Annotated in this window: 7 protein-coding genes and 1 riboswitch; of the genes, 3 read left to right on the top strand and 4 right to left on the bottom strand. The window is 67.3% G+C overall.

Features of this window, described 5'->3' with window-relative positions:
* Positions 1–137 precede the first annotated feature (137 nt).
* Entirely contained in the window at positions 138–1,586 is a 1,449-nt protein-coding gene (locus AB0H32_RS16005) for a glycine hydroxymethyltransferase (RefSeq protein WP_361119863.1), read from the bottom strand.
* A 32-nt stretch (positions 1,587–1,618) separates the two neighbouring features.
* Positions 1,619–1,708, bottom strand: a riboswitch (ZMP/ZTP riboswitch).
* Positions 1,709–1,800: 92 nt separating this feature from the next.
* Between AB0H32_RS16005 and rocD the strand changes: the two genes are divergently transcribed.
* Positions 1,801–3,006, top strand: a complete 1,206-nt coding sequence (gene rocD / locus AB0H32_RS16000; RefSeq protein ID WP_361119861.1) for an ornithine--oxo-acid transaminase — start codon at positions 1,801–1,803, stop codon at positions 3,004–3,006.
* A 176-nt stretch (positions 3,007–3,182) separates the two neighbouring features.
* On the opposite strand, the gene AB0H32_RS15995 is transcribed toward rocD, so the two are convergent.
* Complete coding sequence (locus AB0H32_RS15995) at positions 3,183–4,367, bottom strand: glutathionylspermidine synthase family protein (RefSeq protein ID WP_361119859.1); 1,185 nt, start codon at positions 4,365–4,367, stop codon at positions 3,183–3,185.
* Between the two features lie 14 nt (positions 4,368–4,381).
* Positions 4,382–4,750 carry a hypothetical protein gene (locus AB0H32_RS15990; protein ID WP_361119857.1) on the bottom strand — a complete coding sequence of 123 codons (369 nt, stop codon included), beginning with the start codon at positions 4,748–4,750 and terminating at the stop codon, positions 4,382–4,384.
* Positions 4,751–4,881: 131 nt separating this feature from the next.
* Between AB0H32_RS15990 and AB0H32_RS15985 the strand changes: the two genes are divergently transcribed.
* Together AB0H32_RS15985 and AB0H32_RS15980 are read left to right on the top strand one after the other, a co-directional pair.
* A complete protein-coding gene (locus AB0H32_RS15985; RefSeq protein WP_361119869.1) occupies positions 4,882–5,709 on the top strand; it encodes a DMT family transporter in 828 nt (275 codons plus the stop codon).
* A gap of 664 nt (positions 5,710–6,373) precedes the next feature.
* Positions 6,374–7,345: an SGNH/GDSL hydrolase family protein gene (locus AB0H32_RS15980; RefSeq protein ID WP_361119855.1), complete on the top strand. Its 972-nt coding sequence runs from the start codon at positions 6,374–6,376 to the stop codon at positions 7,343–7,345.
* Between the two features lie 205 nt (positions 7,346–7,550).
* On the opposite strand, the gene AB0H32_RS15975 is transcribed toward AB0H32_RS15980, so the two are convergent.
* Positions 7,551–11,159 (bottom strand): ATP-binding protein, encoded by a 3,609-nt coding sequence (locus AB0H32_RS15975; RefSeq protein ID WP_361119853.1) that lies wholly within the window; start codon positions 11,157–11,159, stop codon positions 7,551–7,553.
* Positions 11,160–11,404: the final 245 nt, after the last annotated feature.

Genomic DNA, 11,404 nt, shown 5'->3' with positions numbered 1-11,404 from the left:
GCGCACGCATTGTTTTTATTTTTATCCCCGAGGGGGGGGGGTTGGGTGCAGGGGCAACTGCGGCCCGGGTGGGCTGATCGCCCCCCCGCGGCGGGGCCGAATATTTCGTGGCGGCCCCGCGCCCCTTACGGGGCGCTTCAGCCCAGGTCGATCTCCGGGTAGAGCGGGAACGCCGCCACCAGGTCGGTCGCCCTCTGGGCGATCTCCTGGGACACCTTCTCGTCCAGGACGTGGGCCGCCTTGGACGGGGCGCCCGACTTCGTCGTGCCCGGTTCCGTCGTCGTCAGGACGCGGTCGATCAGGCCCGCGACCTCGTCCATCTCGGCCGTGCCGAGGCCGCGCGTGGTCAGCGCCGGGGTGCCGATGCGGATGCCGGAGGTGTACCAGGCGCCGTTCGGGTCGGCCGGGATCGCGTTGCGGTTGGTGACGATGCCCGAGTCGAGGAGGGCGGCCTCCGCCTGGCGGCCGGTGAGGCCGTAGGAGGTGGCCACGTCGATCAGGTTCAGGTGGTTGTCCGTGCCGCCGGTGACCAGGGTGGCACCCCGGCGCATCAGGCCCTCGGCCAGCGCGCGGGAGTTGTCGACGATGCGCTGGGCGTAGTCCTGGAAGGCGGGCTGCCGGGCCTCGGCGAGGGCGACCGCCTTGGCGGCCATGACGTGCGGGAGCGGGCCGCCGAGGACCATCGGGCAGCCGCGGTCGACCTGGTCCTTGAGGGAGTCGTCGCACAGGACCATGCCGCCGCGCGGGCCGCGCAGGGACTTGTGGGTCGTGGTGGTGACGATCTGGGCGTGCGGGACCGGGTCGAAGTCGCCGGTCAGGACCTTGCCGGCGACCAGGCCCGCGAAGTGGGCCATGTCGACCATGAGGGTCGCGCCGACCTCGTCGGCGATCTCCCTCATGATCCGGAAGTTCACCAGGCGGGGGTACGCGGAGTAGCCCGCGACGATGATCAGCGGCTTGAACTCGCGGGCCTGGGCACGCAGGGCCTCGTAGTCGATCAGGCCGGTGGCGGGGTCGGTGCCGTAGGAGCGCTGGTCGAACATCTTGCCGGAGATGTTCGGGCGGAAGCCGTGGGTGAGGTGGCCGCCGGCGTCCAGGGACATGCCGAGCATCCGCTGGTTGCCGAAGGCCTGGCGCAGCTCGGCCCAGTCGGCCTCGGTCAGGTCGTTGACCTGGCGGGCGCCGGTCTTCTCCAGGAAGGGGACCTCGACCCGGGCGGCGAGGACGGCCCAGAAGGCGACGAGGTTGGCGTCGATGCCGGAGTGCGGCTGGACGTAGGCGTGCCGGGCGCCGAACAGCGCCTTGGCGTGCTCGGCGGCCAGCGACTCCACCGTGTCGACGTTGCGGCAGCCGGCGTAGAAGCGGCGGCCGATGGTGCCCTCGGCGTACTTGTCGCTGAACCAGTTGCCCATGGCGAGCAGCGTGGCCGGGGAGGCGTAGTTCTCGGAGGCGATCAGCTTGAGCATCTCGCGCTGGTCGGCGACCTCCTGGCCGATGGCGTCGGCGACGCCCGGTTCGACGGCGCGGATCACATCGAGGGCCGCGCGGAAGGCGGTGGACTCGGTCGACAGGGGCTGCTCGGGCATGGGGACCTCCGGACGGCGTGTGTACAGCGTTCACGTTCGGCCCAGGCGCACGGCACAGTTTTCCGCTCAGGCCGCTCCCCGATGGTCCTTCCCATCCCAGCGCGCCAGTCACGGCCCGCTGATCAGCCTACCGGGCGCGCCGTAACGTGCAGATCCCGCGTCCACCATGCGAGCGGGGATAGGAAAGGGGCCACCGTCCTATCCGGGAGAGGCCGTGACCACTGCTGAAGACCTCATCGCCGCCGCCGACGCGCACAGTGCGCACACCTACCATCCGCTGCCCGTCGTCGTGGCCACGGCGGAGGGGGCCTGGATGACGGATGTGGAGGGGCGCCGGTATCTGGATCTGCTCGCCGGTTACTCCGCGCTCAACTTCGGGCACGGAAACCGTCGGCTGGTGGAGGCGGCCCGGCGGCAGCTGGAGCGGGTGACGCTGACGTCCCGCGCCTTTCATCACGACCGGTTCGCCGCGTTCTGCACGGAGCTGGCCGAGCTGTGCGGCATGGAGATGGTGCTGCCGATGAACACCGGCGTCGAGGCCGTGGAGAGCGCGGTGAAGACGGCCCGCAAGTGGGGGTACCGGGTGAAGGGGGTGCCCGCGGAGATGGCGAAGATCGTGGTCGCGGGCGGCAACTTCCACGGGCGTACGACGACCGTGATCAGCTTCTCCACCGATCCGGAGGCCCGGGCGGACTTCGGGCCGTACACGCCGGGGTTCGAGATCGTGCCGTACGGGGATCTGACCGCGATGCGCTCGGCCCTCACCGAGAACACCGTCGCCGTGCTGCTGGAGCCGATCCAGGGCGAGTCGGGGGTGATCGTTCCGCCGGAGGGCTATCTGCCGCGGGTGCGGGAGCTGACCCGCGAGCGGAACGTGCTCTTCATCGCCGACGAGATCCAGTCGGGCCTCGGCCGGACCGGGCGGACCTTCGCGTGCGAGCACGAGGGGGTCGTACCGGATGTGTATGTGCTCGGCAAGGCGCTGGGCGGCGGGATCGTGCCGGTGTCGGCGGTGGTGTCGAGCGCGGCGGTGCTCGGCGTGTTCCGGCCGGGCGAGCACGGGTCGACGTTCGGCGGGAACCCGCTGGCCTGCGCGGTGGCGCTGGAGGTGATCGCGATGCTGCGCTCGGGCGAGTTCCAGGCGCGGTCGGCCGAGCTGGGGGTGCGGCTCCACCGCGAGCTGGGTTCCCTGCTCGGCACGGGCCGGGTGACCGCGGTGCGGGGGCGCGGGCTGTGGGCGGGTGTGGACATCGCCCCGAAGATCGGTACCGGGCGGGAGATCTCGGAGCGGCTGATGGACCGGGGTGTGCTGGTGAAGGACACCCACGGCTTCACCGTCCGGATCGCTCCGCCGCTGGTCATCGCCGAGCAGGATCTGGACTGGGGGCTCGCCCAGCTGCGCGCGGTCCTGGAGGCCTAGGGCCCTTCTGCCGGATCGGGCCGGCTTCCGGCGCCCATGCCCCCGGCAGGTCCGGTGGAGGCCCTGGGGGATCCCCGCACAGGTCCGGAGGAGAGGCCCTGGGGGATCCCGCGCAGGTCCGGTGGTGACGCCCCCCGGGGGGATCCCGCGCAGGTCCGGCGGGTCCCCCATGGGGCCTAGAGGATCACGTGAGGCAGGAAGCGGGCGTACTCGTCGGTGATCAGGCCCGAGGATTCGCGGATGCCGAGGCCGGCCGGCTCGTCCCGGACCACCCAGGCGCCGAGGACGACGTGGTTGCCGTCGAAAGCGGGCAGCGGGGCGAGCTGCTGGTAGCAGCAGGGTTCGTCGCGCAGGACGGCCGGGGCGCCGGGCTCGTGGACGGTCACGCCCGCGCCCTCGCGGCCCAGCAGGGGCTTCGCGACGTAGCCGCCCGCCTCGGCCAGCTCGCGCGGGCCGTCCAGGTAGGCGGGCAGGAGGTTCGGGTGGCCGGGGTACAGCTCCCAGAGGATCGCCAGCAGGGCCTTGTTGCTCAGGAGCATCTTCCAGGCGGGTTCGATCCACAGGGTGCTGCCGGTGCCGCCGCCGTTGTCCAGGGTGTCGAGGACGTGCCCGGCGAAGGCGTCGGTGGTGAGCCACTCCCAGGGGTAGAGCTTGAAGATGCTGCGGATGAACCGGAGCCGGTTGTCGACGAAGCGGCCGGAGAGGGTGTCCCAGCCGATCTCCTCCATGGAGATCCAGTCCGTGTCGAGGCCGGCCTGCTCGGCGGTCTCCTTCAGGTAGGCGACCGTCATCAGGTCCTCGCCGAGTTCGTCGGCCGAGGAGTGCGCGAAGTGCAGGGGGCTGCCCGGCGGGAGCAGCTTCGCCTGCCGCCGCCAGGCGTCGACGAGGCGTTCGTGCAGGGAGTTCCACTGGTCGGCGCCGGGGAAGCGCTCCTCCATCCAGAACCACTGGGGGGAGGCGGCCTCGACCAGCGAGGTGGGGGTGTCGGCGTTGTACTCCAGGAGCTTCGCCGGGCCGGTGCCGTCGTGGCGCAGGTCGAACCGGCCGTAGACGGAGGGGAGTTCGGCGCGACGGTGCCAGGCCTCGGTGACGGCCTCGGCGATGCGCGGGTCGGTGATGCCGAGGTCGGCGAGGCGGTTCTTCGCCACGATGTGCCCGGCCGCCGCCAGGCACATGCCGTGCAGCTCCTCGACGGTCTCCTCCAGCGCCTCGATCTCGTCCATGGCGAAGACGTAGTAGGCGCTCTCGTCCCAGTACGGGCGCAGGGAGCCGTCGGGGTGGCGGGTCAGGGGGTAGACGAGTCCCTGTGCCTCGACGGTCTGCTGCCAGCCGGGGCGAGGGGTGGTCGTACGGCGTTCCATGTCCGGGCTCCCGCTCAGCCGCCGGAGCTGCCGTGGCCGCCGCCGAAGCCGCCGCGGTGGACTCCGCTGTGGTAGCTGCCGCCGCTCGAGGAGTGGCCCGAACCGGAGCTCTTGTGCGGCTTGGTGAAGGAGCCGTTGTCGACCCAGGAGCCCTTCTTCTTGCCGCCGTAGTACCAGGCGCCGTTCACGGAGACCTTCGAGAGCTTCGTCGTCTTGCAGTTCTTGTCGGAGACGACCTTGTAGCCCTTGCCGAGCTGGTAGCTGTTGCGGTCGACGCAGCGCTTGTCCGGGGCCGAGGAGCAGGAGGTCAGGGCGGTGGCCAGGAGGCCCATCCCGCCGAGGAGGACGGTTCCCGAGCGAAGGCGTCGGCGTGCGGTGTCCATGGTGGTGTCTCCCCCGTTGATTGCCCGTTGGTTGGCCTGTTTTCGGCGGTCAGCCTAGAGACTGGTAAGAGCGGAGACCACGTTGGGTTGCCGGTTCAGCCCTCACCTAGAGTCACTTCGTGCTCTTTGGAATGGTGTGTGCCCTGGCCGCGGCGGTCTGCTTCGGCACGGCGACGGTGTTGCAGGCGATCGCGGCCCGAGAGGCCGGTACGGGCGGGGGCGGCGAGGCGGCACTGCTGCTGCGGGCGCTGCGGCAGTGGCGGTACATCGCCGGACTTGCGCTGGACGGACTCGGCTTCCTGTTCCAGATCGCGGCGCTGCGCTCGATCCCGATCTACGCGGTCGGCGCGGCGCTCGCATCGAGTCTGGCGGTGACGGCGGTGGTCGCGGCGCGCCTGCTGCGGGTGCGGCTGAGCGGCACGGAGTGGGGCGCGGTCGGCGTGGTGTGCGCCGGGCTCGCGATGCTGGGGGTGGCGTCCGGGCCGGAGGGGGACCAGGACGGCTCGGACACCCTGAAGTGGGCGATGCTCGCGACGGCGCTGTGCATGCTGGTGCTCGCTCTGCTGGGCGGGCGGCTGTCCGGGCGGATGCGGGCGCTGGTGCTGGGGCTCGGGGCCGGCTTCGGGTTCGGCGTGGTGGAGGTGTCGGTCCGCCTGATCGACTCGCTGCACCCGGCCGACCTGTTCACCAACCCGGCGGTCTACGCCCTCGTGATCGGCGGAGGCGCCGCCTTCATGCTGCTGACCTCCGCGCTGCAGCGGGGCTCGGTGACGACGGCGACGGCCGGCCTGGTGATCGGGGAGACGATCGGCCCGGCCGCGGTGGGCGTGATCTGGCTCGGCGACCGCACCCGCGAGGGCCTGGCCTGGCTGGCCGTGCTCGGGTTCGCGGTGGCGGTGGCGGGGGCACTGGCGCTGGCGCGGTTCGGGGAGGCGCCGGCAACTGAACCCGCCCCCTGAAAATCCCCCCTACGGCGAGCACCACGACGGCGAGGCCGGAGGCCCCACGCCGGTTGAGGGGCACCGCAGGACTCGACTCAATGGCCGTGTCCGGGACAGGAGTTGAGCGTTCGGTCCGGCGGGGGAACATCGCCGTGGATCGTGTCCGATGAGCCGTGGGACCGCTTGGAGCCTTTGCCGCCTCAGGACCTTCGCCCGGCTCCACGACTTCCGCCGCCTGCGCATCCGTTGGGAACGCAGGGCCGATATGCACGAAGCTCTCCCCGGACCCGCCTGCTGTCTCACCACCCACCGACAACTCAGCTCATTGCGTTGGCCGTTGTTCAGCGTCGCCCGCATGCCCGCGGGGGCAATGGCCGTTCGGGGTGTCCGGCCGGGACTGCCGGTGATCACGAATGAGACAGGCGGCGAGAGCCGCGCGGTGGGCCGAGACGGTCGCCGACCGGTCAAGGCCGCTCATGGGCCACACATATCGTGCAGGGCCGGTCAAGCCTCGGAAGCAGACGGTCCGGACAGGGAACCGATGCTGCCAGAACGCGCCCGCCGCGAGCGGCCCACACCCCCGGACTCCACGGAATGTGACTGTCCGTATCGGATCTAGTACCTAAAGCGACGATCAACGTACGGTCAAAGCGACGCCAACGCCCCTATCCCTGGAGGATTCGTGGCACGCTTCCGTACCCGTCTGGCCCTGCTGGGCTCGGCCGCAGGTCTCGCCGCAGGCGCCCTCGTTCCCGTACAACTCGCCGGGGCGCAACCCGCCGCCGCGGCGTCCTACGAGTGGGTCGCCCTGGGCGACTCCTACACCGCCGGGGTCATCCCGGCCGCCGGCGACGTCTTCGAATACCCTCGCGACGGCTGCGAGCGCACCGACCAGTCCTACCCCCAGGTCATCGACCGCGACCTCGGCGGCCTCATCGACCTGACCAACGTCAGCTGCGGCGCCGCCACGATCGAGGACGTCACCTTCAGGGCCCAGCAGCCGATCGGCCGGCACCTGCCGCCCTTCTCCGAGGACCCGGACTACCCCTTCCCCCCGGTGCCTCCCCAGTCCGAGGCGGTCAAGCCCGGCACGGACGTGATCACCGTCGGCGTGGGCGGCAACACCCTCGGGTTCGCCGACATCCTCATGAAGTGCCTGGAACTGGGCGGAGGCAGCGGCGGCGTGGGCACGCCGTGCAAGGACGACCTGGCCGCAGACATCCCCGGTCGACTGACCAAGGTGAGCCGCGACTACGACCAGATGCTCGCCACGCTCCACGAGCGGGCCCCGCACGCCAAGATCCTGGCCGTCGGCTACCCCACGGTCATCCCCAAGGACACCTCCAAGTGCCGGTACAACGACCTGCACCAGTTCCTCTCGATCACCCGGGGCGACCTGGACTGGCTGCGCCAGGACGTCCTGGAACCCCTCAACAAGGCCATCGACAAGGCGGCCGGCGCACACCGCTCCACCACGTTCGTCAACCTCTACGACTCCTCCCAGAACCACAGCGTCTGTGACGCCGGCAAGTGGGTCGAGGGCATCGTCGACCACGACGACCGGCCGGCCCTCGTGCACCCCAACGCCCGCGGCCACCGCAACGCCGCCGACCACGTCGCGTCGGCGATCCTGAACGCCATCGCCCCGGACTGACCCACACGGCACCCCGTCCTCGATCCCACAGCGAGTTGCCTCCGGCCCTCGGCGGAGGCAACTCTCCATCCATCGCACACCCGCACACAGGAACAACCCCGCTCAGCGACCCTCAAGGACTCGGAAACCCTTCGGCGATCGGATGAGGCTCCAGGCGGTCCCACGGCTCATCCGGCACGATCCACGGAGACGTCCCCAGCCGTTGTCAGCCTCCTCTCGTGCGCGACCGCATTGCCATAGCGCCCCAAAAGCCTATGAGTTCCTTTTTGCGCGTGTCCTGCCATGCCGCCTGGTGTCGTACCGGATTCCGGAGCCACCACAGGAGCCAGCTCAGCCTCCACCGTCGGTAAGGGCGCAACAATGCTTGCTGTTGTCGGCAGAAGATTTCTGGAAACTCCGCCCGCTGTTGCTGGCCCTTCGCCGGATACGGGCACATCTCGAAGGGGCAGTCCGGCATACACATGCTGCCTGGCGCCGCATCGTCGGCTCTGCCAACGGTTCGGTCGGGGTGCAGAGGTTCACGACTCTTCGTGAGGCAGGGCGGGAGAATTGTCTGGTTCGCTTTCTCCAGGCGCGCGTCCACTTCGTCCGGATCCCCCTCGCGCTCGGCAAGATTGATGAGCAGGAGCACATCGGCGAGCAACTGCTGAGCCCGGGGGTGAAGGGCACTCCAGCCGGCCGACGGCGGGATCCAGAGGTTGTGCTTTCGGGGGGCGCTGGGATTGCAGGACGCAGAGCCCACGTTTTCCATCGCCCCCTTCTCATCGATCCACAAATACCTTTCCGGGCGTCCCGTCTCGATCGCCAGGGCCCCCAGCTCGGCGGCTTCCGCCACAAAGGGGTGCAGCCGCTCCCTCCCATCGCTCCCGATGTCCCCGAATTTTATACTCCTTGGATCTCGTTTGCTGCCTGCCATACCCAGCCAGCGCCCCACGATCCGCGAAGCATCACCCTTCGGGACAGCCCTGCTGTCGCCCAATGACGTCTCCCCCAGAGCATCGGGAAGCTTCCACAGACACAGCGCATGTATGAGCGTGAGCTGCGAATACCAGTAGCGTGCCCGCGAAAGCATGAACTCGGCTTGCTGCACCATGAACTCACGGGTCTCCTCATTTGCACTCGGATGCCGCCGACGCCGATTGGCCGCGAATTTGAAACCCTGCGCCAGGGAAATCTCCAAAATTACCGGAAGTTCCGCCCTGCCAGCACCCGGCCTGTCACAGTCCAAGTGCCGAAGCCACAATTCCACCCTCTCCTTGGCCTGCCTCCGGTACCTCTTGGTGACCGAGCCCACCATCATGGGTACCAGCCACGCCCGCGCAATGTATTCGCGACGGATCCGCAATTTTTTCTCACTGTAATAGCGCTCACGCTCACGGAATGCAGGATCCACAGACCCTCGCATTTCACCTTCACGCGTCAGCCTCTCAAGTTCAGCCCTCTCCTCCCTCTGCACCTTTCGATATGTCGTTCGATACTGTTTCCATGGGTCGTACTGGATAGGCGAGGGCCGTTTGCCGGTGGAGACGGGGAACCGGCGACGCAGCTCCCCGAAGGCATCGTCACCGGAAGCACCAAATTCCTGTACCGCGGCCAGCCTGATGTGGTAGGTCGGCTCCTTGAGGACGATTTCAAAGAGCTGATCGAAGGCCGGCCTCTTCGCATGCGCCGGGTCGCTCGGGTCTTTCCTTGCCCTGGCCGCACCGAGTTCTCGAGCGGTCTCTCCAAACCTGTGGACAAGATTCTCCTTTGCCGCATCAATCGATTGCTTGTCACCAACGGTGACTTCATTCCAATTCCGAACGATCTCCTCGGCGATCCACTGATGCAAGTCTCCTTCAGATTGACCTGCCATTCTGTCGATCTGCAGCGCCGCGGCGTACATGTCGAAGACTTTCCCATCCTTTCGGGACCCGAACTCACCTACAAGCAGATCCGCTGCGGCAAGCCTGCGGTACTGCTGCCGCGTCCGCCAGCTCAGGCCAAGATCTGGTCTATCCGCTTTCCGCCCAGCCATCCGCGAGTTGAGAACCAATGCCATAAGAAGTTCCCGGCCGGGCTTTGGGGCACGGAGTGCATTCCGGAGATGATCATCAGAAATCACGCTCATGAAGCGGGATCCCAGATATGCCTGGATGATGCTGTGATGGAACCTGACTTTGTCGCCCTTCGTCTCTACGAGACCCAAATTATCCCCTTGGGTCGCATAGAGGCAGAGGGCGTTGAGGCAGGCAGACACATCCCGGCCATACGGCAGAGAATTGCCAGCACCATCAGCCACTCGATCCCTGAGCGCCTGCCAAATCTCAGGGAACTCGGATGCCGATACCGTCCGACGCCTACGCGCCATGGCCTGACGCCCCAGGCGCAACGCGGCGATCGCCACTTTCTCAAGACTGGACGTGTCTGTCGTGTCCTCGGTCCGCTCCTTCTGATCCTCGGACGAAACTTCTGCCGGGTCGATCAGCTCATTGAATCTCACTTCTATCGTGTCTTTCAGAAGACCTATGCACGCCAATGCCGAAATAACCTCCAACGTCTCGTAGCGGTGCCTGGCGGGCAAGGCGTACTTCTCGTAGATGCGCCCCTTGATCAGCGCGTTTTTCCATTCGTCGAGCAAACGCAGCCGCAGCGCCCAACGGTCGGCGCGACGGGTGTCAAGATCCTCCCATTCTTTTTTGTTGGTCAAATACTCCAGGCGATGATGCTGGCGCAACTGTCGTGCTATTTGCAGATACAGCGGAGACTCGGACACCACGGCGGTTTCGACGATCCAGTCCAGCCGCAGCTTGTCCGGAGCCGGGTAATTTGCAGCCAAATAATCGAGTGCCGCCTCCTCGCTCAACGGTTCCAGATTGATGATGGCCGCATCAGACTCCTCCAACGGCGGGTGCGGACGGGAGGCGATCACCAACGGAAGCCGCTGTTTTTCCGCCAGTTTGATCGCGTTCCGAATGGCAATGTCCCGCTCTTTCTCCTGCTCCCCTTCCGCGAACAGCTCCTCAAGTCCGTCCGCGATGACGACCGCTCTCTCGTCGGCGAGCAGCTGCCGCCACGCCCGCTCACCATGCTGCCCGGACACGAGGTCGGTATCGACTATTTCACAGAACCGTTTTCTGGCGGCCTCCGCGAAATCAAGCGACGAATCACCTTTGCTGACGTCACGAAGGCGCACCGGAACAGGCACGGCATTCTTTTGAGCCAGCATCTGAGTGAGTTGAACGAGAACCGCCGTCTTCCCGGTACCAACACTGCCCACTACAATGTAGGGCCGCCGAATTTTTCGGTCGTGGAGTGCCCTCATGAGGATCTGGCAGAGCTCCTGCCGACCGACGACATCCTCAATGATGGTGCCGGCCGTCGGCACCAAAGAGTGAGGGTCTTCCTTGGCCAGTTTTCTGGCCCTGCGGGAGGCCTTCGGATAGAAGACGATCAGGAAAACCGCTGTTGTGAAGCCCAGGGTCAGCAGCGGGCTCAGGGTGCCGCTGACGATGCCGCACGCCATTCCTGCGTCGCCACACCAGCGCGCGAGCCAAGTTCCCGAATAGCCGAATACAAGAGTGTACAATCCGAGCAAGAACCAGAAAATAAAAACCGCAGCCAATATCCACGCCATGCATCTCCACAGCGGCCACTTCATACGCCAGGTGCTCGGCGAAGGGATCCGCCGCTGCGCCACCAGCCGCATGTGGAATGAATTCCATGCCTGTCGCATGGAGTGCGTGACTCGACTGGCGTAATTCCGCACGAACAGGGGCCACCATGAGCGGTGCTCCCAGTTCTTCCCTTCGGGCGTATTGACGATTCTCGTCATGTCTCAGACCTCCCGCCTGACCTGCTTCAACGGTCATCGCGCGACGGCCGGAGGAGCAGCGCGTCATGGCAAGGTCCGACCCGCGGGCGGGCGGCGGCTGGAGGGAGGTGACCGGCTTTGCATGATGTCTTCAGCGGCGGCCACTGCGGAGCGCCAGGAGCCACGCCCGACAAGCTGCCGCCCTCCTGTTGACGAATCAACTCCCTGCTCGCGCAACAGAGGTTCAACAGGGGTTGCAGACCCCG

The organism is Streptomyces sp. NPDC020362 (assembly GCF_040642095.1).
GTDB lineage: Bacteria > Actinomycetota > Actinomycetes > Streptomycetales > Streptomycetaceae > Streptomyces.
Note: the sequence above shows the minus strand (reverse complement) of the source record. Positions and strands in the feature narration are given on the sequence as shown.